Consider the following 26,401-nt stretch of genomic DNA (forward strand, 5'->3'; position numbering starts at 1 on the left):
GAGATATGGTATTAATTCAAACATGGCCTGAAGGTTGCACAAGAGTGGTGGCTCTTTCGGGCACCCAGCATACTGACGATGCTGGAAACTTTTGATAAATCGACCAAACCGCCAGCAAGGTGGAACGGTCACCAAATCCACAGGGAGAAAACTATGAAAGCAAAGATCAGAAACAACATCGTTGCGGCGTTGTCAGCCAGTGTTGCAGTGCTAAGCGCAGCGCAAGCTTCGGCGGAAGAAATTACGGTCGCGTATTTCCTCGAATGGCCGATGCCGTTTGAATATGCAAAGCAAATGGGCACCTATGAAGAAGCGCTGGGCGTCGACATCAATTGGGTCAGCTTTGAAAGCGGTGTAAAAATGTCGGCTGCGATGGCGTCCGGCGACGTTCATCTATCAGTCAGCCAAGGCGTGCCGCCGTTCGTTGTGGCAACGTCCGCCGGTCAGGATCTGCAGATCCTTGATGTGGCCGTGTCCTATGCCGACAACGACAACTGCGTTGTGCGGTCCGAGCTTGAGATCGACAAATCCAACGCCGGGGAACTTGCGGGCAAAAAGGTCGCCGTTCCGCTTGGCACGGCAGCGCATTATGGGTTCCTCAAGCAAATGAGCCATTTTGGCGTTGATGTTGCAAGCATGGACGTGGTCGACATGGATCCCCCCGATGGTGCCGCCGCGATCGCGCAGGGTGCTGTCGATATGTTCTGCGGTTGGGGCGGCTCACTGCGCCGTGCGCTGGAACATGGCAACGTGCTCATCACCGGCGCAGAGAAGACCGAACTTGGTATTCTTGTGTTTGATGTGACCTCGGGCCCGGCTGATTGGGTGGCCGAGAACGGCGACATGGTTACCAAGTTCCTTGCGGTGACAGCTGACGCGAACGCGATGTGGGCTGATCCAGCCAACCATGCCGAAATGCTGCCGCTGATCGCCAAGGATGCTGGCATGGACGAAGCAGCGACCATGGAAACCATGGCGACCTTCAGCTTCCCGACAGTTGAAGAGCAACTGAGCGCCACTTGGCTTGGTGGCAGTGCGCAGGAGTTCATGAAAGGCGTCGCTGACGTTTTTGTTGAAGCCGGGTCGATTGATAGTGCGCTTGATACGTACGAGAACGCGGTGAATACGGGGCCGCTGGCCGCTGTCGGCGGCATGTAAGCGAGCCTACCCTCGATGGCGCAAGATTGTTTTTTCTTGCGCCATCTTTTTCTGCGAGCAGCTCCGGAGACCCCATGTCCACGCTTTCAATTGAAAATATTTCCATGCGGTTTGACCTTCCGAACGGCACCCACGTACAGGCGCTTAAAGACGTTTCGTTGGAACTAAATACCGGCGAACTGCTGAGTGTTTTGGGTCCATCCGGTTGTGGCAAGACAACGCTGTTGAACATCGTCGCCGGTTTTCTTGCGCCGACCGAGGGTCAGATTATCCTGAATGGGCACACTGTTACCGGCCCAGACGCCGAGCGTGGCATGGTGTTCCAGCAAGGTGCGTTGTTCGAATGGATGGATGTCCGCGAAAATGTCAGCTTCGGTCCCCGTATGAAGGGCCAGAACGAGGCGCAATGGGGCGCACATGTGGACCACTTGCTTGATGTCACTGGTTTAGGCGACTTCAAGGACAAGGCGATCTACGAACTGTCCGGTGGTATGCAACAGCGTGTGGCTTTGGCCCGCTGTCTTGCCAATGACCCGGATGTGATTTTGATGGACGAGCCGCTTGGCGCGCTCGACGCGTTGACGCGCGAAAAGATGCAGGGGCTTGTTCTGAAGCTGTGGAAAGAGACCGGCAAGACCATCATCCTGATCACCCACTCGGTCGAAGAGGCGATCCTTTTAGGCGAGCGTCTATTGGTGATGGCACCGCGTCCGGGGCGAATTCACAAGGAATACAATTTGCCATTCGCTGACATGGGTGTTGGCGCGGATCTGCGCGAGGTAAAGCAGGCCGAAGGCTATGCCGAAACCCGCGAAGAAATCCTCGAAATGATCTGGGACATGGAAGAAGAAATCATGGGACGTTCGGAGGACACAAAATGATTGGTTTGCTCATCCTCGCCGTTTATGTCGCGATCTTTTTCGTTTCGTTTCTGGTGGTCAGGTTCCTTGTGCGACGGACGACGCAAGACTACACGTCATTGAAAACAGTGACGTTTGGTGACGAAAGCGCTGTGACGTCCAACCGCGTTGCCTCAATTGTCTCCGTGGTGACGATCTTCCTGATCTGGGGGTCCTTCACTGGTTCCAATTGGGTGCCAGGTTTTCTTCACGCGCCCGGGCCTTTTGTAGGCGAGACATCCTTCACCTACACGCTTGAGACCGAAGACGGCACACGCGACGATGCGACAGTCCATGTCCGTGTTTTCGATTTTGGTGAAACAGCGCAGAAATTCGACGTTGATGAAGGCGATGGTATCGCGAAGGACGATGCTGTTGCGATGAGTGCCTCGCGCTCGACGACGATCTTGTTTGACAAGAACGACGAGGTCAAACGAAGTGACGGCGCACGCGTCGTGGCAATTGATGGCGTGGAATTCAACGGAAGTCGCAGGGTTAAATCGCCGGCTGGCAGCTTCTCTCTGACTGACAAGGGCGCCATCAGCTTTGCGCCGCCGCGCGGATTGCAAATGGAACCGATTTGGCTACCACCGCCTGAAGCAGTGGTGAGCCGTGCAGTCGAGATTTCCAATGAAGGTTACCGCGATAGCACGCTTTGGAAGCACTTGGGCTATTCCCTGTTTCGCGTGATCCTTGGTTTCTTCTTTGGCGCACTTTTGGGGATCCCGCTGGGCTATGCGATGGGTTTGTCGGACTGGTTCCGCGGCTGGTTCGAGCCGATCGTCGAATTCATGCGCCCGGTGCCACCGCTGGCCCTGATCCCACTGGTGATCATCTGGTTCGGCATCGGTGAAACCGGGAAGATCATCCTGTTGTTCCTTGCCTCGCTCTGGATCATGGCGATCGCGGCGCGGGCGGGCGTCTCTGGCGTGAATATCTCGAAGGTTCATGCAGCCTATTCGTTGGGCGCAAGCAAATTTCAGATCATGCGCTATGTCATAATGCCCAACTCTCTGCCCGAGATATTCACGGGCGCGCGGGTGGCAATGGGTGTCTGTTGGGGCACTGTTGTCGCCGCCGAACTTGTCGCCGCGTCCGAGGGAGCGGGCATGATGATCATGGTCGCGTCGAAGTTCCAGCTGACCGATATCGTGCTCATGGGGATCATCCTGATTGGCGTCATCGGCTTTGCCATCGATATCTTGATGAGCAAAGCCGAAAATCTTCTGGTGCCGTGGAAGGGTCGAAGCTAGCTGCAGTCAGTTGGGCGACCAAGGCTGGTTTCGTTGCTTCAGCCGACGGTCACCACATGTATTCGCTCCCGTGGCAACCTGGCAGCCGCCGCGCGGTTGATCGTGAAGCGCTCGAATGACCGCTTCACGGTTTTCACTCAGGCCGCTGCCGTTGCCTCAATTTCGAACAGCAGTCCGGGGATTGCGAGGCGCGTGACACCCAGAAGCGTCATGGGCGGGGCGACCTGATGCGGTCCAAAGCGCATCCCCATCACGTCAAAATTCTTCAACGCTTCATCCACATCCGTTGCATAGACGCCAAGCTTTGTCACATCGCTCAAATCGAAGCCGGCCTGTTCGAGAACAGCCTCCAAATTGTCCAGTGCCAGACTGATCTGGGCACGCATATCGCCCGGATGCTGCGGATGGCCTTGGTCGTCCACGGCGGTCTGACCAGCACAGACAACCCGTCGCGTAGCACCTTCGATTATTTCAGCCTGATTGTAGCCCAGCTTCAACGACCAGTCCCAGGGGTTCACAGCAGTACGTTTCATCGCATGATTCTCCTTGTTTGATGTTTCTGAAGTCGGTCTAGAACTAAAAGGTGCCAAAATATGTCACCATTTATGCTATGATCCAGCCATGAACATTCGACTCAGACATGACGCCATCGTGCGTAGCCTTCGCCGCAACGGAACGACGACAGTTGATGACCTTGCCGATGAGGTTCGTGCGTCACGCCGCACCGTCCTTCGTGACATCAGTGCGTTGCGCGACGCGGGCTTTGTCATTCATTCTGATGTCGGGCGGGGTGGTGGCCTGCAGCTTGATCCACAATCCATGCAAACCACGGCCAGGCTTTCGGTCCCCGAGGTGTTTGCCCTTCTGATCAGTGTCGCGGCGATGCGGGCTGCTGGCAATCTGCCTTTCTCGGATCTGGCCGACGCTGGCCTCGCCAAGATCGAGAAAGCACTCCCCGGCGACAAAGTCCGCGACCTGCGCGCTTTTCTTGACTGTCTGCATATCGGAAAGCTCTCTCCGCTTCAGGACCTGTCAGAAATGGGCAGTATGGACCCCCAACTTTTACCTGTGTTCGAGACCACATTCCTGAACCGCCAATTCATCCGCTTCGACTACCGTGACGCAAAAGATCGCAAGACCAAGCGAGAGGTCGAGCCGCAAGCAATGCTCATCCTACCGCCGCTTTGGTATCTGGTTGCTTGGGATCCAACGCGAGCGGCCTTTCGGCACTTTCGGATGGATCGGATCAGCAACCCAGCCGCCGCCGAAGGCACAAGCTTTCGTCGTCGCCATGTTCCGTTCGACGAAGATGTATGCCCCTATAGCCAGCTGGCACACTGAGATTGCCAAAACAGTCATCCAGTCATGCTGCGGCATCAGTCTGTCTGGGCTCGTTCCCGTCCGCGTTCGCTTCGTGGCTGATCAGATCATACGAAGCTGCCTAAGGGTCAACAGGATGAGATTGGACCAGATCTTTGACGCAAAGGTCAAATTCATCTGACGTTCTACAAAGAGTGTGGAACGTCGCGAACTTTTGACTCAATGCGACGGATTTTCTGAATCAAATCAGCGACCCACGTCATTCAATTCTAAGCCAAACGTCGAGCAATTCTGACCCAAAATTGAGAAGCGGCCATTCGCAAAGGTTGCGGCGAAGGTCCGGAACGAGTCCATTGCCCCCTCTTATGGCGATGGCGCAGCGTTGAATGGCGCGCCCGCAGAGTGTGCCGCTACGATTGTTATGCAACCGAGATAGGGCTGGGTCTAAGGCTGACTTAAGACCTGCGCTGTTCAGAAGAAAGCGTTCCCAGATATGAGACTGCATTGATTTCGACGGAACACATTTACGTAATCTGAGTGACCTGCCCCCTCGGGCAACCCAATTAGACAGGGCCGTGTCCTCGGCTGCGCCTGCGGGCCGCACCACCCCTGTCGAATTGCATTGCCTCGCCCCCACCCGCATTCGCCACGTGGCAGATCAGCAAGAACAGGCGCCTACGGCGTCTGTCCTGCAAATCAGCGCTGATTTTCCGAAAGGGAGGTCAGATCAACGCAACAGGCCACACGGGCGAAAACGGGAATTGGGTCACGTTATGACACTTGGGTCAGGTTCGTATGACATTCAACAAAGAGGAAATGGCGCTCTGGGGAGGATTCGAACCCCCGACCCCCTGATTCGTAGTCAGGTACTCTATCCAGCTGAGCTACCAGAGCGCGGTAGGCGGGGATTTACCGACCCGGCGCTGGGTTTGCAAGGGCGAAATTGGATAAATCCAGACTCTTTCCTGCGTCACCAGCGTTTGTCTGACACCTGCACTTTCGGTATTGCCCCAAGGGCAGCGTCCATTGGTTATGACCAGCGCTTTAGCACATCTTCGAAGGCGCAGGCGTCATTGTCTTCTCCGGCAGTCGCATGGCCAGGGTAATGCGAAAGCTGTGGGGCGACGGCTGGTTGGGTGACGTCTGAAATGTCCGTGAAGCTGCCACGCGCCCGATTGTGCGGGTGGTGCGGCGCCTCCTTCAACGACAGGACCGGTGCACAGCAAGCATCCGTTCCCTCCAGCAGTGCGGCCCATTCGTCTCGGGTCTTCGTCATGAAGCGGTCCGCGAATGCTGTGCGGAGCTTTGGCCACCCCTCGATATCCATCTGGGCGGGCAAGCCAGCGTCAGCCAAACCGATACGGTCCAGCAATTCGGCATAGAACTTTGCCTCCAACGCACCCACCGACATATGTCCACCGCATGCACATTCATAGACCGTATAGAATGGTGCGCCGCCATCCAGCAGATTGGCCTCGCGAGTGTCCACCCACAGCCCTGACCCATGCATTGAATAGATCATGGCCATCAGGTGGGCCGTGCCGTCGGTGATCGCAGCGTCCACGACCGCACCCTGTCCTGTTTCACGCGCGGCGTGTAAGGCGGCCAGCATTCCGGCGACCAGATACATTCCGCCGCCGCCGAAGTCGCCCAGCAGGTTCAAGGGCGGGACCGGATGTTCACCCCCAATGGCATGAAGCGCACCGGTGATCGCAATGTAATTGATGTCGTGCCCCGCCGCCTGTGCCAGAGGTCCGGACTGGCCCCAGCCTGTCATGCGCCCATAGACCAGTTTCGGGTTGATTGCGGCAACGTGCTCTGGCCCAAGTCCCAGTCGTTCCATCACGCCTGGGCGCATCCCTTCGATCAACATGTCAGCCCGACCGACAAGCGTGCGGGCGTGGTCGCGGTCGGCAGGGCTTTTCAGGTCCAGCTCGACAAACCCACGCCCCCGGTTCAGAACATCAACCTTCTGAGGGATCAGAGGTTTGAGGTTCGGGCGTTGAATGCGCACCACGTCCGCGCCCATGTCGGCCAGCCACATCGCGGCAAAGGGCGTTGGGCCAAGCCCTTGAATTTCAACGACCTTGACGCCGCGAAGCGGGCCGTTTGCAGCGACCTCAGACATCAATCGACCGCGCGATCAGCTCTTTCATGATCTCGTTCGTGCCGCCATAGATCATCTGCACCCGGGCATCCGCATAGAGCCGCGCAATGGGGTATTCCATCATGTAGCCATAGCCGCCGAACAGTTGCAGGCATTCGTGCATCACCTCGTTCTGCACCTCGCTGCCCCAGTATTTCGCCATCGAGGCGGTGGGCGCGTCCAGTGTCCCGTCGATCAGCCGGGCGATGCCGTCATTGACGAAACTGCGCAGAACCTCGGCTTTGGTCTTACATTCGGCCAGCTTGAAGCGCGTGTTCTGAAAATCCATCACACGTTGTCCGAAAGCCTTGCGGTCTTGCGTATAAGCGATGGTCTGCTCCAGAGCGAAATCAATCGCACCAAGGGCTTGAATGGCGATCAGCAGCCGCTCCCACGGCAGTTGTTTCATTAGTTGATAGAAGCCTTGCCCTTCTTCGGTGCCCAACAGGTTGGTCTGGGGGACTTTCACATCTTCATAGAACAGCTCGGACGTATCATTGGCCTTCATGCCCAGTTTTTTCAGGTTCTGGCCGCGCTTGAAGCCCTCGCACTGGTCCGGTTCCACCACGATCAGGGACACGCCTTTCGAGCCTGCCTCCGGGTCGGTTTTGCAGACGGTGATGATCAGGTCGGCCGCCTGCCCGTTCGTGATGAAGATCTTTGATCCGTTGATCTTGTATTGATTGCCGTCCTTTTCCGCCCGCGTGCGCACCGCCTGAAGGTCTGACCCGGTGCCTGGTTCGGTCATCGCAATGGCTCCGACTATCTCGCCCGAGGCCAGTCCGGGCAGCCAGCGTGCCTTCTGCTCGTCCGTGCCATAGGCCGTGATGTAGTGCACCACGATGGACTGGATACCATAGCCCCAACCGCAATCGCCGGTGCGCGTTTGTTCATAGATCACGACGCTTTCAAACCCCATGTCGCCGCCCGCGCCGCCATGTTCTTCGGGAATGGCGCCGCCCATGATCCCGGCTTGCCCGGCAGTGCGCCAGAAGTCGCGGTCCACGATGCCCTGGTCGACCCAGCGTTCGATATTGGGCGTCAGCTCATCGGCGAAGAAGCGGTTGGTCATATCAGCAAACATGCGGTGTTCGTCGCTGACCCACGCGGCAGAGGGGGTGAAAAGGCTCATTGTGCGCTCCGATTTGAAGGACTTTTCCCAACTATATCCCAGCACGCTGCAGTTGGGCTGGTAACGTGGCGTTACAGGCGCTAAACGGGTCGCTACACGTGTTGTGCAATTGCGCGACAATCCACCACAAACAACGGCCTAGTGACGGTTTTACGTGCTTTGTGGGCTTGGATCACGTATTGGAACAAAAAAGACGTTGAACGGAGATGGCGGTGCGCATTTCACGGGTGGATTTCTGTAAACTTGCTGCGTTGGGCTTGACCTGCGCGGCGACCACGCCGGCGTTGGCGGATGTTGGAACGCAATCCACAAGCTATACGTTCTATGGAACACCCGGTTTGATTTCGATGCCGACGGCCGAAGTGGCGGCGGACAGCGAACTTGCCTTCACCTATTCGCAGTATGGCCCCAACGCCAGCGGGACTCTGACCTTCCAGATCACGCCACGGCTTTCGGGCAGTTTTCGCTATACGAAGATTGCAGACTTTCATCCGCGGGTCGGGGACTATTTCGACCGCAGTTTTGATCTTCGCTATCGCGTTCTGGATGAAACGAAATACCTGCCCGCTGTTTCGGTCGGCATTCGAGATTTTATTGGCACAGGCATCTACGCAGGCGAATACATTGTCGCCACCAAATCCATCGGTGATCGCTTGCGGGTTACCGGGGGTCTGGGCTGGGGACGTTTGGGCAGTTACGAGCCAATTGGCTCGATCGGCGGCACGCGTCCGGCATGGGACTTTGGCAAGGGCGGCACACTGAATGCAAGCCAGTGGTTCAAGGGGGATTTTGCCCCGTTCGCTGGCGTGTCCTACAAGATCAACGACAAGCTGACGGTCAAGGCAGAATATTCCTCAGATGCGTTCGTGCAAGAGGTCGCGGCTGGTGTCATGTCGCACAAATCACCTTTCAACTTCGGCGTCGATTATCAGGTGTCACCAGCGTTTCACCTGAATGCCTTCTACCTTGCGGGCGATACGATTGGCGCAAGCCTCACCATCCGCCTGAACCCGCGCCAACCGCAGTCCCGGTCGGGCAATGAACGCGCCCCGCTGCCGGTCAAACCGCGCCCCGCGCGTGGCAATGCGGCTGCGTGGAGCACGGACTGGATCGCAGATCCCTCCAATGAAACGGGTATCCGCAAAGCTGTTTCCGATGCGTTGAGCAAAGAAGGGATCGCGCTGGAAGGCATGGCGCTTGGCACGACACGCGCCGAATTGAAGGTCGAAAACAACCGCTACAATTCCCAAGCGCAGGCCGTTGGCCGCACCGCGCGTGTCCTGACCCATGCGATGCCGCCGTCGGTTGAAACCTTCGTCATCACGCTGGTTGAAAATGGGATTCCATTGTCGACCATAACCATGCGTCGCAGCGATATCGAAAGGTTGGAGCACGCGCCCTCGACTGACATGTTCAAACGCGTGACGATCGACGAAGCGACCCCGCGAGCGGTGCGCAATTCCGAGCTGATCAACACCGAAAACCGGTTCCGTTGGGCGCTTGCGCCCTATATGGCCGTCAGCTTCTTTGATCCACAAAGCCCCATCCGTGGCGAAGTCGGCCTGAAGCTGAGCGCGCAATACGAACTTGCCCCGAATATCGTTTTGTCCGGTGCCATTTCCAAAAGCATTTGGGGAAATCTGGACGACGCAACCTATACCAACACTTCGAAGCTGCCACCGGTGCGCACGCAAAGCGCGCTGTATGCAGCGCAGGGCGACCCGGCGATCGACCATCTGACAGCGGCTTGGTATGGGCGCCCGGCCGAAAACCTCTATAGCCGCGTAACCGTTGGTTATCTTGAAAAGATGTATGGTGGTGTCTCGGGCGAGGTGCTTTGGAAACCCGTGGATAGCCCGCTGGCGATCGGCGCAGAGCTGAACTGGGTGAAGAAGCGCGACTATGATCAGTTGTTCAGCTTCCGCGACTACAGCATCGTGACCGGACATGTTTCGGCCTATTACGATTTTGGCAACGGTTTCTCGACCCGTGTGGATGCGGGCCGTTATCTGGCCGGCGACTATGGCGCCACGCTGGCCGTGGACCGAACATTCGCCAACGGCTGGAAAGTCGGTGGTTATGTGACCAAGACCAATGTGTCTGCCGAAGATTTTGGTGAAGGCTCATTCGACAAAGGCATTCGGATTTCGCTGCCCTTGGAATGGGCGCTTGGCGTGCCATCGCGCAATTCGTCAGATGCAACAATTCGTTCACTTGCCCGCGACGGAGGCGCCCGTCTGAATGTCGATGGGCGACTGTTTGAATGGGTTGAAGACGGTCACGGCGATGCCTTGTCATCCCGTTGGGGTAAGTTCTGGAGGTAATCGTGGTGGACCAGTTTTCCAAACCGTCACTGCGGACGGTTCTGCTTGGCCTTTGCGTCGCAATCGGTCTGACCGCATGCGGTTCGGATGACAGTGAAACCGAGCTATCGGGCGCTGCAGCCAAGTTCTTGAAAGAGGCCGGCAAAAAGATTTCGACGAAAGCCAGCGGCGCAGGGTCAGCGAAACCGGCCCCCGGTGGCGGCGCAAAAGCACCGGACCCCAATGCCATTGTCGCGAAAGCGCTTGCCGCAACGTCTGGGCCGATCGCGCTTGTTGTGCGCATCGACACCAATGCCGTGCTTGCGATGAACCCCGTTGGACGCAACGCGGGCTACGTCACTTGGGGCAGTGCTGCCGGGCAAGGTTTGACCTTCAAGCGCGGCGTTCTTTCAAATTCGCGCGGACTGGGCGAAGACCTGATGGCATCGCGTATCGATGCCGCTGTGGCTGCGATCACATCGCGTCGCGCGGCAAGCTATCAGCGTGAGCATTACTACCTCGGAGACCTGGGGCAAAGCACACGGTTGGTGCTTGAATGCTCGTTGTCCCGGCTGAAATCCGAGCGGGTCGCCATTGGTGACATCAATGCAGATGCCGTTGTGTTGAAAGAACAGTGCCGGAAAGACGCGATCAGTTTTGACAACCTGTATTGGGTCGACGGGCGTGGCCGCGTCCTGAAATCCAGCCAGTGGGTAAGTCAGCGGATCGGCAGCCTTGCCATTCAGAACCTGCGCCTCTGACCGACCGGGTGCGCCTGTTTAACCGCGTGCATAGGCGTCTTCGTATCGCGTGATGTCATCTTCGCCCAGATATGGGCCGGTCTGCACCTCGACCAGAACCGCGTCGGTGTGTCCGGTGTTTTCAAGGCGGTGAACCTCGCCCTGCGGCACATAGGCTGACTGGTTCGCGGCCAAGGTGAACGTGTCACTGCCGATCGTGACGCTGGCAGAGCCTTCAACAACGATCCAGTGTTCGGCCCGGTGTTCGTGGGATTGCAGCGACAGCACGCCGCCGGGGTGCACGGTGATCAGCTTCACTTGAAACCCTGTTCCAGACACAAGGCTTTCAAACCACCCCCAAGGGCGATTGTCGCGGGGCAGGGTGGCGGCTTGTGAAATGCCGTTCGATTTCAGGTGTTCAACCAAAGCACCGACTTGGTCGGCGCGCGATCTGTCCGCGACCAGAACGGCGTCTTTCATGGCAACGGCAACGAGGTTTTGAAGCCCAAGGCCGACCAGCGCCTGGCCTGTGTCATCGGCAAACAGCAAACTGCCCGCGCAATCCACGGCATGGGCATTGCCGATGGTGACGACGCCATCCCCGGTGGGGCTTGTCTTGCTTTCTTCACGCCAAACCCCCTGCCAACTGCCCAGATCAGACCAGCGCCCAGCATAGGGCACGACCGAAAGGTTATTCGCGTGTTCCATGACAGCATAGTCGATCGAGATATCCGGCAGCGTGGCCCATGCCTGTTCAGACAGGCGCGTAAAGCCAAGGTCGCGTTTATGCTGTTCAAGCGCCGTTCTGGCTGGCTCTAACATCTCTGGCGCGTGCGCCTGGAAAGCGGCAAGTATGTCGGCGCACCGAAACAGGAAAATCCCTGCGTTCCACAGATGGCGACCTGAGGCCAGCATTTGGGCGGCGGCTTCCAACCCGGGTTTTTCCTTGAACGACCTCAGTGGAACGGCGTTGTCACCAGAATGCGAGCCCTCAAGCTCAAGATATCCGTATCCGGTCTCGGCCCGGTCAGGCGTGATGCCAAACGTGATCATGCGACCGGCACGCACGGCCTCAAGACCTCTTTCTACCGCCTTAGCAAACGCGTCGGTGTCGGGAAGGAAATGATCTGATGGGGTGACCAGACAAATCGCGTCAGGGTCTTTTTTGGCCAAGGCCAGAACGGCGGCCAGAACGGCGGGTGCTGTATTTCGGGAAAAAGGCTCAAGCAATATCAGCTCGGGTAGGCCCCCGATTTCCCCCATCTGTTCGACCACATGAAACCGATAGTCGTCATGCGTGACCACAACAGGGCGCTGGAACAGCGGACCCTGAAAGCGGTGCGCGGTTTGTTGGAACAGGCTGGGTGCGTCGCTGATTTTGCGAAACTGTTTGGGGTAGCTTTTGCGCGACAAGGGCCAAAGCCGCGTGCCAACGCCACCTGCCAGAATGATCGGGACGATCTTTTGCAACGCAGAGCTTCCTTCACGCTTCAAGCCAGACAGATTTGCCTTAGCTGGAATCATGACCCCTGAAAGCAAAAACGGCAAGCCCTTGGGCTTGCCGTTTCCGTTTGAAAGCCTCTGAAGAGGCGATCAGAATTAGTTGGTGGTCGACGTGGTGTCGTCATCGCTTGCAGCGATGATGCCAGCAACGACAGCCAGACCCAGCAGAGCCAGACCGGTGTTGCCCAGCGAGCTACCAGCTTCTTCAACAACAACGATTTCTTCTTCTACAACTGCGTCACCATATGCGCCAGCGAAAGCGGGTGCGGACAGGGCGATCATGCCAGCAGCGGCAAGGGTCATCACTTTTTTCATGTTTCATACTCCATAATTAATTCGCGGGCACCGCCGATTTAGCGAGCCGTCCATGTTTGTTTTGCACACACCGGACGCTATGGGAAGTGTGTTTTTGTTTTGGAACCCCTTGTTCGGCGGAAGATTTCCACTCTGTGGCACCGATGCAATACCCTACGTCACCCGGCAAAGATGTGGGTAAGGAAAACCGCACCACAATAGCCCGACCGCGGCTGCACGCCTGCGCCAACGCCACTATAGCGCATCTTGCGCGCCAGTATATTCTTTCTATGCCCGGGTGATTCCATCCATTTTCGCACAACCAGCTTTGCCAGACTGTTATAGCTGTGGCGCCCGATTTGACGGCCATCACGGGTTGTGAAGCTGCATTGCTCTGACGACCGAATCATGAAGTTGCGCCCATCTATTCCATAGAGGTGAACCATCCCAATGTTCTCGGCACCCGTGCGGAACCGCACACCAGAAGCGCGCAAGCGGTCGGTCAAGCTGCGCCGGTTCGTTCCGTTGGCTTTGTGAGACAGCTTTTGGCTACGAGCCATCCAGGCTGAATGCCGGGTGGCTTGCTTGCGCAATCCGCTTGTCGGGGTAAGTGCGGGCAAGCCGCGGCGGCATCGTTCCGCGTTGACGCGTTCGACGATAACGCGGTCCAGCAAGCTTTGATTCAAGCCTTTGACAGGAATGGATTTTTCTGCACCAGCGACTTTCTTGATGGTGCATCCAGCCTCAGCTGTGCCAGTTAGCCCTGCGAAGGCAACAAGGACAAAGACCGAAAGGGATTTGAGCGCATTCAGGGGCATCGTTATAACTCTCCAGAACTTATCAACCCTACCCTTGTGCCGTAATGCCATGACGCAGGCATGGCGGAAATGGGGCCATCGTTGGATAAGCGGGCTTTCGCTTTCCGTTGACAGGCTGTCTGGTATGTCCCATCCCCTTGGAAAGTTTTTTAAGGTGAGGTTTTGAGCACATGAAGATTGCAATGATCGGAACGGGGTATGTCGGTTTGGTGTCCGGTGTCTGTTTCTCGGATTTCGGCCACGAAGTGGTGTGTGTTGACAAAGATCCCGCAAAGATTGCGATGCTTGAAGCTGGGCAGGTGCCGATCTATGAGCCTGGCCTGGAAGATCTGATGGCCAAGAACGTCGCCGCCGGTCGTTTGTCCTTCACTCAGAACCTAAAAGAGGCTGTGCGTGGCGCCGGCGCCGTTTTTATTGCGGTTGGCACGCCGACACGGCGCGGCGATGGCCATGCTGACCTGACTTACGTCTTTGCAGCAGCCGAAGAGATTGGTGATTCGGTCGAGGAATATACCGTCGTCGTCACCAAATCGACGGTGCCGGTGGGCACGAACCGCAAGATCAAGCAACTGATCCAGAAATCGCATCCGGAACTGGAATTCGATGTCGCCTCGAACCCCGAATTTCTTCGTGAAGGGGCGGCAATCGACGATTTCATGCGCCCAGACCGCGTTATTGTTGGGGTGCAATCCGACCGGGCCTCGGATGTGATGGCTGACATTTATCGCCCGCTGTTTCTGCGCGATTTTCCCATCGTCACAACCGATCTGGAAAGCGCCGAGATGATCAAGTACGCGGCCAACGCGTTTTTGGCGACAAAGATCACTTTCGTGAACGAAATCGCAGCCCTTTGCGAACGTGTCGGCGCGGATGTGAAACAAGTGTCGAAAGGCATCGGGCTGGACGGGCGTATCGGCAACAAGTTCTTGCATGCAGGCCCCGGCTATGGCGGCAGTTGCTTTCCGAAAGACACCCGTGCTTTGGCGCGGATCGGTCAGGAACACGGTATGCCGATGCAAATCACCGAAGCCGTCATCACCGTTAATGAGGAAGCCAAGCGACGCATGGTGGACAAGATCCTTGATCTTTGTGGTGGCTCTGTTTTGGGCAAAACCATTGCGGTTCTAGGCGTCACCTTCAAGCCCAACACAGATGACATGCGCGATGCCCCCAGCCTGACCATTGTGCCCGCGCTGATTGGCCAGGGCGCCAAGGTGCGGGTGGTTGACCCGCAAGGGCTTGCTGAAGGTGAGGCGCTTTTGCCGGGTGCACATTGGCTTGAAGATGCGTATAAGGCGGCTCAGAACGCAGATGCGGTTGTTCTCTTGACCGAATGGAATGAATTCCGTGCGCTGGACCTGAAACGTCTGGCCAAACGGATGGAAACCCCAAGGATGGCCGATCTGCGCAATATATATTCGCCCAAGGATGCGAAACGTGCGGGATTCGAGGCCTATTGTGCCGTTGGCCGGCGTGGTTTCGGGCCCGACGGCTGGGACAGCTAAGACCCCCGCAACGACGGGACCAACGAGCGGAAACGACTGACGATGAAACGTCTATTCGACATTGTCCTGGCGCTTGCCTTGTGCGTGTTGGTCCTGCCAGCGTTGGGAGTTTTGTATGTCGTTGTCATCACCAAGGATGGCAGGCCCTTTATGTTCCGGTCCCGTCGCAATTCGACGATGGACAAGGAATTTGATCTGATCAAGATCCGCACGATGCGGACGGTGCCTGCCCACGAAAACATTGGCATCACTGGCGGTCACAAGAAGAATCGAATCACCCCTGTGGGGCACTGGCTTCGCGCGCGCCGTCTGGATGAGCTGCCACAGGTCTGGAACGTCCTCAAAGGCGAGATCAGCTTTGTCGGACCTCGCCCACCTGAACCGCGCTATGTGAAAGCCTGCCCAGAGGTTTATCGCGTGGTGCTGGAGGATCGGCCGGGGATTACCGGGCTTGCCTCGATCATCTTTCACAAGCACGAAGAGCGGATGCTGGCCAAATGCAAAACGCAGGCGCAGGCCGAGGCGGTCTATATTCGCCGCTGCATTCCACGCAAGGCGCGGCTTGATCGGATTTATCACGACAACAAATCGATCCGTCTGGACATCTATATTCTCTACCTGACGGCAGCGAAAATCGTTCCCTTGCCGGGGCGCCGCGCCGCGCGCATCCGGGGATAAGCCTTTCCTTCACAGCCCATCCGCTTTAACCAGTAAACCAATGGACAATGCGCCCGAAACGGGCGAGCAGACAGGCGGATGCAAGGCGTGAAGGTAGAAGAAACCAAGCTTCAAGGCGTGGTCATCGTGACCCCTCAGCGGTTCGGTGACAATCGCGGGTTTTTCAGCGAAACCTTCTCGACCCGCGCGATGGAGGCCGCTGGTCTGCCCTTGCTTTTCGTTCAGGACAACCTGTCGCGCTCGGCCGTTAAAGGCACGGTGCGCGGGTTGCATTGTCAGGCGCCACCGCACGCACAGGCCAAACTTGTGCGATGCCTGAAAGGGGCGATCATGGATGTTGCGGTCGATGTGCGCGCGGGCTCAGAGACCTATGGTGAATGGGTTGGGGTCGAGTTGTCCGACGACAATGGTGCGGCACTTTTGGTGCCTCAGGGATTTCTGCATGGTTTTGCAACGCTGACAGATGATGTGGACGTTTTCTATAAATGCTCGGACCATTATGCGCCCGACACCGAGATGTCGGTGCGCTTTGACGATCCCGATCTTGCCATCGATTGGGGCGTAGATCCGGCAACGGTAACGCTTAGCGAAAAGGACGCGCAAGCTGGATCGCTTGCGGCGTTCGAAACCCCCTTTGACATGAACGAAGGGCTGGCGACATGAAGATACTGGTCACAGGTGGGGCAGGGTTTATCGGGTCAGCCGTGGTGCGCCAAGCCATCGCTCGGGGCGACGAGGTGGTGACGTTGGATGCGCTGACCTATGCGGGCAGCGAGATGAATTTGATGGACGTGGCCAACAACCCGCGCCACGTGCTTGTTAAGGCGGATATCCGCGACCGCCATGCCGTAGATGCGGCGCTGGCGGATCATGCGCCCGATGCCATCATGCATCTGGCGGCCGAAAGCCATGTCGACCGGTCAATTGATGGACCTGGCGACTTCATCCAGACCAACATTGTCGGCACCTATAATTTGCTTGAAGCTGCGCGGGCCTATTGGCAGCGCCGCGGTCAACCTGACGTGTTCAGGTTCCACCATATCTCGACCGACGAAGTGTTCGGAACGCTGGGCAAGGACGGGGCGTTTCACGAGACAACCCCCTATGCGCCAAATTCGCCCTATTCTTCGTCCAAGGCTGCGTCTGACCATCTGGTGCGCGCGTGGGGCGAGACATATGGACTGCCGGTCGTGTTGTCGAATTGCTCGAACAATTATGGCCCCTACCAACTGACTGAAAAGCTGATCCCCTTGATGCTGCTAAAAGCGATGGCTGGTAAAGAAATGCCGGTCTATGGCGCGGGTGAAAACGTGCGCGACTGGCTTTTCGTGGAAGACCATGCATCCGCGCTCTTGCGTATTCTGGACCAAGGGACGTTGGGCCGCAGCTATAACGTGGGTGGCAACGAGGAACGATCGAATATCGAAATTGTCCACCTGATCTGCGCCTATTTGGATGCTCGCGCGCCCAAGGCTGCGCCGCATGCGGATCTGATCCGTTTTGTCACCGATCGACCGGGCCATGATTTCCGGTATGCGATTGATGCCAGCCGTATCAAGGACGAACTGGGTTGGGAACCATCCGTCACGCTTGAAGAGGGCTTGAAAGCCACCTTGGACTGGTATTTCGACAACCCTGAATGGGTCGAAGACGCGCAAAGGCGCGCGGGTGGCGGCAAACGTTTGGGGACAGGCGCATGACGGTCCTGGCCTTCGGTGCCAACGGTCAGGTCGGCACCGCGCTTGCGAGGCTTGAGGGAGTGACGGTGCTGTCGCGGGCAGAGGCCGATCTGTCGATACCGGGGAAATGCGCGCAGGCAATCGACGAATTCAAGCCGGTCGCGGTGATCAATGCAGCCGCCTATACCGCGGTTGATCAGGCTGAAAGCGACGAGGCTTTGGCGACTGCGATCAACGGCGATGCGCCCGGTGAAATGGCGCGGGCTTGTGCTGCGCTGGGCATTCCGCTGGTCCACATCTCGACCGATTATGTGTTTGCGGGCGACGGTGACACGCCGTTCAACCCCTCTGACCCGGTTGCGCCACTTGGTGCATATGGGCGCAGCAAAGAGGCTGGCGAGCGCGCGGTGCGCGAGGTGGGCAGCGCGCATGTCGTATTGCGAACAAGCTGGGTGTTTTCGGAAACCGGCACGAATTTCGTGAAAACGATGCTAAAGTTGGGGGCCGAGCGGGCGGCCTTGTCCATTGTTGATGATCAGCATGGCGGGCCGACACCGGCGCGGGATATTGCGGCGACGGCATTGCGTATGGTGCGCGCGTTGCTGGACGATCCCAGCCTGTCGGGGACCTATCACTATGCAGGTGCGCCTGATTGCAGTTGGGCAGATTTTGCGACCCATATCTTTGACCGTGCGGGCCTTGATGTCGAAGTGACGCGCATTCCGTCCAGTGCGTATCCCACGCCAGCAAAGCGGCCTTTGAATTCGCGAATGGCGTGCGCGACCACGACTGAAGCGTTCGGTATTGAACGACCAGATTGGCGGGTTGGGCTTGACGAGGTGCTGCTTGCGATGGAAGAGGGAAGTCATGACAAAACACCGTAAGGGCATCATTCTGGCGGGTGGTTCGGGCACACGGCTGTATCCGATCACACAAGGCGTGTCGAAGCAGTTGATGCCGATTTATGACAAGCCGATGATCTTCTATCCCTTGTCGGTGCTGATGCTGGCGGGCATTCGTGAAATCGCCGTGATTACCACGCCGGAAGACCAAGAACAGTTCCAGCGTCTTCTGGGTGATGGCCGCCAATGGGGTATTTCGCTGACCTTCCTTGTGCAGCCCAAGCCTGAAGGTCTGGCGCAAGCCTATATTATCGCAGAAGAATTTCTGGATGGCGCTGCCTCGGCGATGGTGCTTGGGGATAACATTTTCTTCGGGCATGGGCTGCCCGAAATGCTGATCCGGGCCTCGGCCAAAGACACCGGTGGCACCGTCTTTGGGTATCACGTGGCAGACCCTGAAAACTATGGCGTTGTGGATTTCGACGACCATGGCAAAGCCATCGCGATTATCGAGAAACCCAAAGTTCCGCCGTCGCACTACGCGGTGACGGGGCTGTATCTGTTGGACGGTAAAGCGCCAGAGCGTGCACGTCGCGTCATGCCCTCCAAGCGTGCCGAGCTTGAGATCACCGCGCTGCTTCAGATGTATCTTGAGTCAGACGAACTGACGGTCGAACATATGGGCCGCGGTTTCGCGTGGCTGGACACCGGGACGCATGGAAACCTGCTGGATGCGGGAAACTTCGTGCGCACCCTGCAAAAACGCCAGGGAATGCAAACCGGTTGCCCGGAAGAAGCCGCGTTCAGCAAAGGCTGGATCACGCGGGATGAGTTGCGCGCCCGTGCCAAGCTGTTTCACAAGAACGACTATGGTCGTTATCTGACCAGCCTGCTTGATACGACGAACCGGCCTGGCTCTGGCCATTAAGGGGGCGGCTGTGCTGAGCAGAATAAGGGGTGTCTTCCTTCGGTATCTCGACGAACATCTTGAACATGATTTCGGTGCGTTCGATTTAGGTGCGGACGGGCGTGTTGAACAGGCACAGCTGAGATCGGGGCGGCTGGACCTTGAAGGCTGGACAACGGCAGAGCAGATCGCCCTTGTGGATGAAACACGCACGGTGCCCGCCGTTCTTGTCGGTTCGGCCGATGCGCCGCGGCAGTTTCACCTGTCCCGGACCGCTGGTCGGTCTAGCCCCACGATCGAGCTAACTTTTGCGGACGGCACGACATCGCGTTTTGCTGTTCCCAGTTGGTCAGGCCCGTCGTTGAACTTCGCCAAAGCGCGTATCGCTATGGGCTTTGCGGCGGCCTTGTTGAAATCTTTCCCGCTGCTTTGGCGGTATTCCAGAACCAAAGACCCGGTATTGCGGTCGCAGATCGGGCCTGCATTGGGGTTCGGACAACGCTCTGAACATCACTTGTTACGCAGCTCGCCCTATGGGGCTGCTGGGAAACCGCAAGACGCGCCCACAGCGCCCATCACGATCATCCTTCCGGTCTACAACGCTTTCGATCTGGTGAAGGACTGTTTGTCCCGTGTTGCAGCCCATACCGAACTGCCTTGGCGCCTGATCATTGTCGAAGATTGTTCGACCGATCAAAGCGTGCGCCCATGGTTGCGCGACTGGGTGGCAAATGTGGTTGATGGTGGGGCGGAAGTAGAACTGCTTGAGAACGAAACCAATCGCGGTTTCATCGGCAGCGTGAACCGGGCGCTGGAGCGCGCGCAAATCTATGGCGACCATGTCGTGCTTTTGAACTCGGATGCCTTGGTTCCCGCAAACTGGGCGTCACGCCTTCTTCTGCCAATCACACGGCACGCCGATGTGGCGACCGTCACGCCCCTGTCCAACGATGCCGAGATCTTCACCGCGCCGGTGATTTGCCAACGCCATACGATTGCGCCCGGCCATGGGGATGCGCTTGACCGGATCGCCTGCACGTTTGACCAAAACGCGGATCTGGTCGAGGCCCCGACAGGCGTTGGCTTTTGCATGGCTATGAACGCGTCCTTCATCGACAAGATCCCCGCGTTGGATACCGTTTTCGGGCGCGGGTATGGCGAAGAGGTTGATTGGTGCCAGAGAGCCCGCGCGCTGGGCGGGCGTCACGTCGCCTGCCCGTGGCTGTTCGTCGAACACCGGGGCGGAGAGAGCTTCGGGTCAGCAGAAAAACAGCGATTGATTCAGGCCAATGGCGCGGTCATTTCGACCCGTTATCCCACCTACGATCGTGAGGTTCAGGCGTTTTTGCGCAATGACCCCCTGATCACCCCCCGTCTGACCCTTGGCATTGGCTGGTTGGCGACTGTCGCGAAGAAAGCTGTTCCGGTCTATCTGGCGCACTCGCTGGGTGGCGGGGCCGAGATGTGGCTGCAAAGCAAGCTCGCGACCGACCTGCACGACACCGGAGGCGCGATCGTCGTGCGCGTTGGTGGTGCAAAGCGGTGGCAGATCGAACTTGTGACCCCCTTTGGGACCACACTGGGTGAAACTGATGATCTTGCGATTGTTGACGACATTCTGCGCCCCCTGACCCTCCGGCATGTTGTCTATTCTTGCGGGGTCGGTGATTCTGATCCGGTTGAGCTGCCCTCAATCTTGTCAAACTGGGCCGGGTCGTCGGATCGGGTCGAGGTGTTGATCCACGATTTCCTACCCCTTTCCCCATCGCAAACGCTGCTTGATCACGACAATATCTATCGTGGCCCGTTTGACGCAGACCACACGGACAAAGCGCATATCGCCATCCGTCCGGATGGGACGTGGGTCAATCTGGCCGAATGGCGCGCGGCGTGGGGCGCATTGATCGCGCGCGCAGACGCGGTCACGGTGTTTTCAGACAACAGTGCAAAATTGGTGGCTGCGGCTTTTCCTGACGCGCGCATCAACGTGCGACCCCACAGCATTCTGGAACCGCTTCCCGCGTTGGACAGACCGAAGGGGAAGACCCGCGTCGTGGGGGTTCTGGGCAGCATCAACCTGCACAAAGGGGCCGAGGTGGTGGCGAAAGCCGCACGGCTTGCATCTTCTGGAGACGACATCAAGTTTGTCATTATCGGCACGCTTGACCCCGCGGTTGCAAAGCCGCGCGGTCTGACCGTCCATGGTCCCTATCAGATCGCTGAAATCGCCGAACTTGCCGGTCGCTATGGGGTCACGGATTGGCTGATCCCTTCGATCTGGCCCGAGACATTCAGCTACTCAACGCATGAATGTCTGGCGACGGGTCTACCCGTCTTTGCTTTCGACATTGGGGCGCAGGGCGATGCGGTGCGAACCGCGCACAATGGGAATGTCATCAAGATGGAAGGTAATCTGGCGCAGGCCGTGATTGACGCTTTGCGCCAAGGCCCGCGCCAGTAGGCTTTTGTCAGATGGCGGTGCCGTCTGCGACTTTCAGCCATGAGGTGCCATCGCAATAGGCCAGTTGAGCGCCACCCGTCGCGTCTGAGACAAAAGCGATCCCCCCCGCACCGATGGTGCCTGCTGCCGGAAGGTTTGCGGTGACAACGGGTGTCAGTCGCATCACACCATCGATATCAAGTTTCGCGGCAGGTGACTTGCCGATGCCAACATCGCCATCACCCGTGGCGACCAGTGTGTCTTGCCATGTGCTGCCATCCGCGCTGGTCTTGATGGAAAAATCGTCCCCACCAGCCAAACCCATTTCCGCCCGTCCTGACCAGTTGGATTGAAACAACAAGGTCGAGGTGTCGCCTGCGCTGGCCTTGTTGATCTTTAGCTGATGCGAGGCACCATCATGCGACAGCAAACTTGCATCCGCGGCAACTGCCAGCCGGTTTGTCAGGTCAGCCGAGGTGTTGATGCCCACCATGTTCAGGTTGTTGGTGGGTGGCACGACGGCCAACCATTGGCTTCCATCGAACCGCATTTGGCCCGCAGTCGCGATCACATCAGCCCGCCAACCAGGCTGGGGGGTAACGAACTGCCAAGTGCCCGCTTCCAGAAAGGCAATGTCATGATCTTTGCCTGACCAGTCCCCTGTTGCCCCGACAGGCACGATATGGCGATCACCATCGGTGGCACCGGGCGGCGGGGTTGTGTCGTCGGCGCTGTTGACGACCAGCTGGACGAGTATATCCAGCAGGCGAATGGCTTCATTGTGGGTGACGTGTTTCTGGGCCTGCGCGGGCTGGATCAGGGGCAGGGACAGCACAGTAGAGGTGTCGGTCATCAAGGGTCTCCGCAGTGTTAGGACTCCCGGTTGAGTGATCTGTTGAATAGGTTAATTTGCCGTCGGGGCTGCGTTCGCCCATAGCGCACGACGCAACAGGTCAATACCAGCCGATATCGTCACGTATGTCGGACAAGCTAGAGACATTTTCGACGATGATCTTATCTCCGTGTCCAAAGTCGAAAACAGCATTGCCCTTTTGAATTTTGGCGTAGGACATGATTTTGCGCACTGACATCGCGCCGCCGCCCCATAGGTCGGAAGAAAACAAAAGCGTGTCTGATCTGGTGTTGAAATCCTTGATGCGATCACGACCGTCGCTGAACAGGAACGTATCTGCACCCTGACCGCCAATCATAAGATCGTTGCCGGCGTCGCCGCTAAGCACGTCGCGGCCCCTGCCCCCACGGATAACTTCGTTTCCTGACCCACCATACAGCCGATCGTTGCCGTTGCCACCGTTCAGCCTGTCGCTTGCTGTGCCACCATACAGCCGGTCGCTGCCTTTACCGCCATCCAGCCGGTCACTCCCCGACCCACCATAAAGTCGGTCGTTACCATTGCCACCATAAAGCCTGTCGCTTCCTGACCCACCATAAAGCTTGTCGTGACCGCTTTGCCCTTTCAGCCGGTCATTGCCAGCCTCGCCGGACAGCCAGTTGGCCCTGCGGTTGCCCAAAAGCGCATCACTTCCGCTTCCGCCTTTGACGCCTTCGATTGAATAAAGGCGGTCACCAGCAGCGCCGGCCCAGTGTTTGTTTCTGGCAAGGTTCACCCCTACGCTTCGCGACATATCTTCATAGCTGGCGATATCAAATCCTGCCCCACCGCTAAGCTTATCGCGTCCGCTGCCACCGATCAGAATATCATTGCCGTCGTTGCCATACAGGCGATCATTCCCGGAGCCGCCTTCCACACGGTCATGCCCATGCCTGCCAGCGATCACGTCATTGCCACTTTGGCCAAGGATCCGGTTGTTGGCCTCATCCGCCAAGATGAAATCGCTGCCTAAACTCCCTACCAGGTTTTCAACCGAGATCAGCGTGTCGCCCAACGCCGCGCCGTCTGACCGTCCTGACTGCAGGTCAAGGATGATTGGGCCGCCGCTGTTGCGATAGTCCACCCAGTCCCAACCCTCGCCGCCGTCCAGCGTATCGCCACCCGCGCCGCCCTCCAGCGTGTCATTGCCCGCGCCCCCGAACAGAAGATCATCACCTTCCATGCCGATGATCCGGTTGTCTGACGCGTCACCATGGAGCGTGTCGGAATATTGGCTTCCGTATATGTTTTCGATCGAAACAAAGGTGTCACCCGCGGCGGCGTCGCTGCCTTGTCCGGTTAAGAGGTTTACAGTGACCTGTGCCGTGCTTGCGCGATAATCGACCCAGTCAAACCCGTCGCCGCCGTCTAGATAGTCGCTTCCATCGCCAGCGATCAGGACATCGTTCCCGCCCCCGCCAAACAAGGTATCATTCCCGGTGCCACCATCAAGGTGGTCATCGCCGTCGCCCCCAAACAAGTCGTCGTGGCCATTCAGCCCGTGCAGAGTGTCGTCTCCGCTGTTGCCGGACAGCTTGTTGTTCGAATTGTCGCCTTCCAGAGTGTCGTCGTGATTGCTGCCCTCAAGCATTTCGATCCCAATCAGCGTATCGCCTGCTGCCCCACCGGCCGTCATGCCGGTGAGAAGCGAAACCTCGACACCCTGCGTGGCGTCGAAATAGCCGACGGTGTCGCGGTTCTCGCCGCCATCCAGTATGTCCGCCCCAGCTCCGCCGACCAAGGTGTCGTTTCCGTCGCCGCCCAGCAGGTGATCGTCTCCGTCGCCGCCCTCTAGACGGTCCTTGTCAAGACCGCCCTCAATAACGTTTGCACCAGCGTCCCCGATCAGGACGTCTTTGTGATCGGACCCGACCAGGTTTTCGATGTCGTCAAACTGATCGCCAACTGCAGCACCATCGGCGTGACCGCTTTCCAAATTGACGACGGCGCCCAGCGAGGCACCTGCGTAGGATACGCAATCGGTGCCAGCGCCACCGTTGAAGATATCTGCCCCCTCGGACCACGACATGATGTCGTCGCCGTCCAGCCCGTTCAGCGTATCCGTGCCTTCGTCACCGACCAGAACATCATTGCCATTGGTGCCATTCACCACCTCGGGAATGAATTGGAAACCATTTGGCGGACGGTCCAAGGACAATGTGCCCTCGGTCGAGAAATGAGAGGCGGTCAGTGGACCACCGCCAGCGCTGTGGACATAGATGACCTCGTTTCGATAGGTGACCTCTGCGCCCCAGGACCGCGTCTGAACGGTCATCTGACGGGCGTCATAGAGCATGTAGTAGCCCGACAGATCCAACGTATCGACGCCCGCTTGAAAGTCGGTGATCGTGTCCGCCGCGTTGTCGGCGACCAGCGCAAAGACATCAGCGCCCGCGCCACCGGTCAATTGGTCTTGCCCGGTTCCGTCGCGCAAGATGTCGTCGCCGGCCCCACCGATCAGGGTGTCGTTGCCCATGCCGCCTTCGATCAGGTCGTTTGCCGACCCACCGGTCAGGGTGTCGGCGGTATTGGTGCCCACTATGTTCTGACCGATCGACCCCGGATCGACCTCGAATTGAGTGATCCCGGCTTCGGTTTCACTGGTCGCATAAATCTGGATTTTGCCGTTCAGATAGGTCGCTTCAAGTGATGCAATATTCTGCAACGCGGTGTTGTTCGTATCGGCAATTGTGTCCAAATGAACCAAAGAGCCGTCCGGCATGAGGGTGAACAACGACAGCCCGTCATCCGCCCCCCCTGCGATCACAAAAAGCTGGTCGCCAACCTGCACGGTTTCGACTTCGGTCACCTTTGAAAAGCGCGTCCATTTGTTGTCGATCACGTGGTCTACGGGGTCGAGGTTGCCCAACCCGTCAACCTCCAGCACGGTTAACGATGAACTGCCGGCGCCGGCAACAACAACAAAGGCCTTGTCGCCGACAAACCCGGTTGCCATCGCTGTCGGTGACGAAATTGGCAACGCCTGGGCCGAGCTAAGCGCATTTGCCTCGACAGGTTTGCCATCGGTGCCAAGCGTGTAGCTTTTCAAGCCGTCGATATGCGTTGAGGCCGCAAGCAACACCGTAGCGCCGTCGATCACCAAGCTTTCGAACGCAACGATATCGGCTTTGTTCTGGCCCGAGCTGGTCGTTAAGTCGGTTTGCAACGTGAACACGGAATCGCCCGTGATCTCGTAATGTTTGAAACCGCTACCCCACGCGCTTGCACCAAAGACATGCGTTGTGCCGTCAATTGAAAGGGAGTGGAAGCCTGACAGGTTGCCCTCCCCTCCGGTGCCCCAATCAAACTGCGTGGGCGTTGTCAGCGTGCCGTTGGCGTTGACCGTATAGCCATCCAGAAGCCAATCGTGGTGGCCAAAAGCCACGAATTTGGTCAGCCCGTCATGTTCTACGATTTCAATCTGGGCCGTGGACGATGACATAAGGGAATAGTCGAACGCGGTCTGGTGAACGACCTGTGTGGTTCCATCCAAGGCGATGGAAAATGCAGTGGCGCCGCCTCCGAAACCGGTGGTGGAATACAGGTAAGCTGCGCCACCCGTCCACACGATTTCAAGATCGGTCACCCCTGATACATAATCTAACCCGGACCCGACAAGGGTTCCGGAAAACACGAAACTGGTCACCCCAACCACCCCGATTTTCACCCACGCAAAAACTTGCATGACTAAGGTGCTTCAGAAGGCTTAACGGCTACTTTGGGAAATGCGTCCTGAATTGGGAGTTTGGTGACAACTTGTTGTTAATGTCTGTTAAGCGCAATTGTCAAAAAGCCGTGACACTGCGGCTGACAACAATATTCCCTAATATAGCCAGAGTCGGTTGCTCTATAGCGGAGAGCTTGAACTCATAGCGCCTAACGCAAACCGGGC

At 57.7% G+C, this 26,401-nt stretch carries 21 protein-coding genes and 1 tRNA gene; 13 read left to right on the forward strand and 9 right to left on the reverse strand.

Annotated features, from left to right (window positions below; genetic code table 11):
• Window positions 1-153 precede the first annotated feature (153 nt).
• From Q0864_RS12935 to Q0864_RS12945, 3 genes are all read left to right on the forward strand, one after another.
• Complete coding sequence (locus Q0864_RS12935) at window positions 154-1,158, forward strand: ABC transporter substrate-binding protein (RefSeq protein WP_298570597.1); 1,005 nt, start codon at window positions 154-156, stop codon at window positions 1,156-1,158.
• A 74-nt stretch (window positions 1,159-1,232) separates the two neighbouring features.
• Window positions 1,233-2,039 (forward strand): ABC transporter ATP-binding protein, encoded by an 807-nt coding sequence (locus tag Q0864_RS12940; RefSeq protein ID WP_298570599.1) that lies wholly within the window; start codon window positions 1,233-1,235, stop codon window positions 2,037-2,039.
• A gap of 5 nt (window positions 2,040-2,044) precedes the next feature.
• Window positions 2,045-3,310 carry an ABC transporter permease subunit gene (locus Q0864_RS12945; RefSeq protein ID WP_298570852.1) on the forward strand — a complete coding sequence of 422 codons (1,266 nt, stop codon included), beginning with the start codon at window positions 2,045-2,047 and terminating at the stop codon, window positions 3,308-3,310.
• Window positions 3,311-3,447: 137 nt separating this feature from the next.
• On the opposite strand, the gene Q0864_RS12950 is transcribed toward Q0864_RS12945, so the two are convergent.
• Window positions 3,448-3,843, reverse strand: a complete 396-nt coding sequence (locus tag Q0864_RS12950; protein WP_298570601.1) for a RidA family protein — start codon at window positions 3,841-3,843, stop codon at window positions 3,448-3,450.
• A gap of 88 nt (window positions 3,844-3,931) precedes the next feature.
• Here Q0864_RS12950 and Q0864_RS12955 point away from each other — a divergent pair, with 88 nt between their 5' ends.
• Window positions 3,932-4,651, forward strand: a complete 720-nt coding sequence (locus Q0864_RS12955) for a WYL domain-containing protein (protein WP_298570603.1) — start codon at window positions 3,932-3,934, stop codon at window positions 4,649-4,651.
• Window positions 4,652-5,447: 796 nt separating this feature from the next.
• Here the strand turns inward: Q0864_RS12955 and Q0864_RS12960 are convergent.
• The 3 genes from Q0864_RS12960 to Q0864_RS12970 form a co-directional block, all read right to left on the reverse strand.
• Window positions 5,448-5,524: transfer RNA gene (locus Q0864_RS12960), tRNA-Arg, on the reverse strand.
• 136 nt (window positions 5,525-5,660) lie between these two features.
• Window positions 5,661-6,758 carry a CaiB/BaiF CoA-transferase family protein gene (locus Q0864_RS12965; RefSeq protein ID WP_298570605.1) on the reverse strand — a complete coding sequence of 366 codons (1,098 nt, stop codon included), beginning with the start codon at window positions 6,756-6,758 and terminating at the stop codon, window positions 5,661-5,663.
• The gene (locus tag Q0864_RS12970; RefSeq protein WP_298570607.1) at window positions 6,751-7,908 is read right to left on the reverse strand and encodes an acyl-CoA dehydrogenase family protein; all 1,158 of its coding nucleotides are present in this window, start codon (window positions 7,906-7,908) and stop codon (window positions 6,751-6,753) included. The genes Q0864_RS12965 and Q0864_RS12970 overlap by 8 nt, the downstream gene beginning before the upstream one ends.
• 212 nt (window positions 7,909-8,120) lie before the next feature.
• Between Q0864_RS12970 and Q0864_RS12975 the strand changes: the two genes are divergently transcribed.
• Together Q0864_RS12975 and Q0864_RS12980 are read left to right on the forward strand one after the other, a co-directional pair.
• Window positions 8,121-10,232 (forward strand): YjbH domain-containing protein, encoded by a 2,112-nt coding sequence (locus Q0864_RS12975; RefSeq protein WP_298570609.1) that lies wholly within the window; start codon window positions 8,121-8,123, stop codon window positions 10,230-10,232.
• A gap of 2 nt (window positions 10,233-10,234) precedes the next feature.
• The gene (locus tag Q0864_RS12980) at window positions 10,235-10,972 is read left to right on the forward strand and encodes a YjbF family lipoprotein (RefSeq protein ID WP_298570611.1); all 738 of its coding nucleotides are present in this window, start codon (window positions 10,235-10,237) and stop codon (window positions 10,970-10,972) included.
• An 18-nt stretch (window positions 10,973-10,990) separates the two neighbouring features.
• On the opposite strand, the gene Q0864_RS12985 is transcribed toward Q0864_RS12980, so the two are convergent.
• The 3 genes from Q0864_RS12985 to Q0864_RS12995 all read right to left on the reverse strand — a co-directional run bounded on the left by Q0864_RS12985 (window position 10,991) and on the right by Q0864_RS12995 (window position 13,566).
• On the reverse strand, window positions 10,991-12,421 hold the full coding sequence (locus Q0864_RS12985) for a mannose-1-phosphate guanylyltransferase/mannose-6-phosphate isomerase (RefSeq protein WP_298570614.1): 1,431 nt from the start codon (window positions 12,419-12,421) through the stop codon (window positions 10,991-10,993).
• Between the two features lie 129 nt (window positions 12,422-12,550).
• The gene (locus Q0864_RS12990; protein ID WP_298570616.1) at window positions 12,551-12,769 is read right to left on the reverse strand and encodes a hypothetical protein; all 219 of its coding nucleotides are present in this window, start codon (window positions 12,767-12,769) and stop codon (window positions 12,551-12,553) included.
• Window positions 12,770-12,927: 158 nt separating this feature from the next.
• Entirely contained in the window at window positions 12,928-13,566 is a 639-nt protein-coding gene (locus Q0864_RS12995) for a CAP domain-containing protein (protein ID WP_298570618.1), read from the reverse strand.
• A gap of 170 nt (window positions 13,567-13,736) precedes the next feature.
• Here Q0864_RS12995 and Q0864_RS13000 point away from each other — a divergent pair, with 170 nt between their 5' ends.
• The 7 genes from Q0864_RS13000 to Q0864_RS13030 all read left to right on the forward strand — a co-directional run bounded on the left by Q0864_RS13000 (window position 13,737) and on the right by Q0864_RS13030 (window position 21,638).
• Window positions 13,737-15,071 (forward strand): UDP-glucose/GDP-mannose dehydrogenase family protein, encoded by a 1,335-nt coding sequence (locus Q0864_RS13000; protein ID WP_298570620.1) that lies wholly within the window; start codon window positions 13,737-13,739, stop codon window positions 15,069-15,071.
• A gap of 42 nt (window positions 15,072-15,113) precedes the next feature.
• The gene (locus tag Q0864_RS13005) at window positions 15,114-15,749 is read left to right on the forward strand and encodes a sugar transferase (protein WP_298570622.1); all 636 of its coding nucleotides are present in this window, start codon (window positions 15,114-15,116) and stop codon (window positions 15,747-15,749) included.
• Window positions 15,750-15,827: 78 nt separating this feature from the next.
• Entirely contained in the window at window positions 15,828-16,412 is a 585-nt protein-coding gene (gene rfbC / locus Q0864_RS13010) for a dTDP-4-dehydrorhamnose 3,5-epimerase (protein WP_363317623.1), read from the forward strand.
• Window positions 16,409-17,449, forward strand: a complete 1,041-nt coding sequence (gene rfbB / locus Q0864_RS13015; RefSeq protein ID WP_298570626.1) for a dTDP-glucose 4,6-dehydratase — start codon at window positions 16,409-16,411, stop codon at window positions 17,447-17,449. Before rfbC ends, rfbB begins: the two co-directional genes overlap by 4 nt.
• Entirely contained in the window at window positions 17,446-18,312 is an 867-nt protein-coding gene (gene rfbD / locus Q0864_RS13020; RefSeq protein ID WP_298570628.1) for a dTDP-4-dehydrorhamnose reductase, read from the forward strand. The genes rfbB and rfbD overlap by 4 nt, the downstream gene beginning before the upstream one ends.
• On the forward strand, window positions 18,296-19,198 hold the full coding sequence (gene rfbA, locus Q0864_RS13025) for a glucose-1-phosphate thymidylyltransferase RfbA (RefSeq protein ID WP_298570630.1): 903 nt from the start codon (window positions 18,296-18,298) through the stop codon (window positions 19,196-19,198). The genes rfbD and rfbA overlap by 17 nt, the downstream gene beginning before the upstream one ends.
• Before the next feature lie 10 nt (window positions 19,199-19,208).
• Entirely contained in the window at window positions 19,209-21,638 is a 2,430-nt protein-coding gene (locus Q0864_RS13030) for a glycosyltransferase (protein WP_298570632.1), read from the forward strand.
• 7 nt (window positions 21,639-21,645) lie between these two features.
• On the opposite strand, the gene Q0864_RS13035 is transcribed toward Q0864_RS13030, so the two are convergent.
• Together Q0864_RS13035 and Q0864_RS13040 are read right to left on the reverse strand one after the other, a co-directional pair.
• The gene (locus Q0864_RS13035; RefSeq protein ID WP_298570634.1) at window positions 21,646-22,470 is read right to left on the reverse strand and encodes a DUF2793 domain-containing protein; all 825 of its coding nucleotides are present in this window, start codon (window positions 22,468-22,470) and stop codon (window positions 21,646-21,648) included.
• A 100-nt stretch (window positions 22,471-22,570) separates the two neighbouring features.
• Window positions 22,571-26,194 carry a hypothetical protein gene (locus tag Q0864_RS13040; RefSeq protein ID WP_298570636.1) on the reverse strand — a complete coding sequence of 1,208 codons (3,624 nt, stop codon included), beginning with the start codon at window positions 26,192-26,194 and terminating at the stop codon, window positions 22,571-22,573.
• Window positions 26,195-26,401: the final 207 nt, after the last annotated feature.

Origin of the sequence: uncultured Aliiroseovarius sp. (assembly GCF_947497285.1) — a bacterium.
GTDB lineage: Bacteria > Pseudomonadota > Alphaproteobacteria > Rhodobacterales > Rhodobacteraceae > Aliiroseovarius.

Bases quoted from the DNA above. Each gene is read 5' to 3' on its own strand.
- Q0864_RS13005 (WP_298570622.1), top strand. From the start codon at position 15,114: ATGAAACGTCTATTCGACATTGTCCTGGCGCTTGCCTTGTGCGTGTTG.
- Q0864_RS12970 (WP_298570607.1), bottom strand. From the start codon at position 7,908: ATGAGCCTTTTCACCCCCTCTGCCGCGTGGGTCAGCGACGAACACCGC.
- Q0864_RS12965 (WP_298570605.1), bottom strand. From the start codon at position 6,758: ATGTCTGAGGTCGCTGCAAACGGCCCGCTTCGCGGCGTCAAGGTCGTT.
- rfbC (WP_363317623.1), top strand. From the start codon at position 15,828: ATGCAAGGCGTGAAGGTAGAAGAAACCAAGCTTCAAGGCGTGGTCATC.
- rfbA (WP_298570630.1), top strand. From the start codon at position 18,296: ATGACAAAACACCGTAAGGGCATCATTCTGGCGGGTGGTTCGGGCACA.
- Q0864_RS12940 (WP_298570599.1), top strand. From the start codon at position 1,233: ATGTCCACGCTTTCAATTGAAAATATTTCCATGCGGTTTGACCTTCCG.
- Q0864_RS12935 (WP_298570597.1), top strand. From the start codon at position 154: ATGAAAGCAAAGATCAGAAACAACATCGTTGCGGCGTTGTCAGCCAGT.
- rfbB (WP_298570626.1), top strand. From the start codon at position 16,409: ATGAAGATACTGGTCACAGGTGGGGCAGGGTTTATCGGGTCAGCCGTG.
- rfbD (WP_298570628.1), top strand. From the start codon at position 17,446: ATGACGGTCCTGGCCTTCGGTGCCAACGGTCAGGTCGGCACCGCGCTT.
- Q0864_RS12950 (WP_298570601.1), bottom strand. From the start codon at position 3,843: ATGAAACGTACTGCTGTGAACCCCTGGGACTGGTCGTTGAAGCTGGGC.
- Q0864_RS12990 (WP_298570616.1), bottom strand. From the start codon at position 12,769: ATGAAAAAAGTGATGACCCTTGCCGCTGCTGGCATGATCGCCCTGTCC.
- Q0864_RS13040 (WP_298570636.1), bottom strand. From the start codon at position 26,194: ATGCAAGTTTTTGCGTGGGTGAAAATCGGGGTGGTTGGGGTGACCAGT.
- Q0864_RS13035 (WP_298570634.1), bottom strand. From the start codon at position 22,470: ATGACCGACACCTCTACTGTGCTGTCCCTGCCCCTGATCCAGCCCGCG.
- Q0864_RS12995 (WP_298570618.1), bottom strand. From the start codon at position 13,566: ATGCCCCTGAATGCGCTCAAATCCCTTTCGGTCTTTGTCCTTGTTGCC.
- Q0864_RS13000 (WP_298570620.1), top strand. From the start codon at position 13,737: ATGAAGATTGCAATGATCGGAACGGGGTATGTCGGTTTGGTGTCCGGT.
- Q0864_RS12955 (WP_298570603.1), top strand. From the start codon at position 3,932: ATGAACATTCGACTCAGACATGACGCCATCGTGCGTAGCCTTCGCCGC.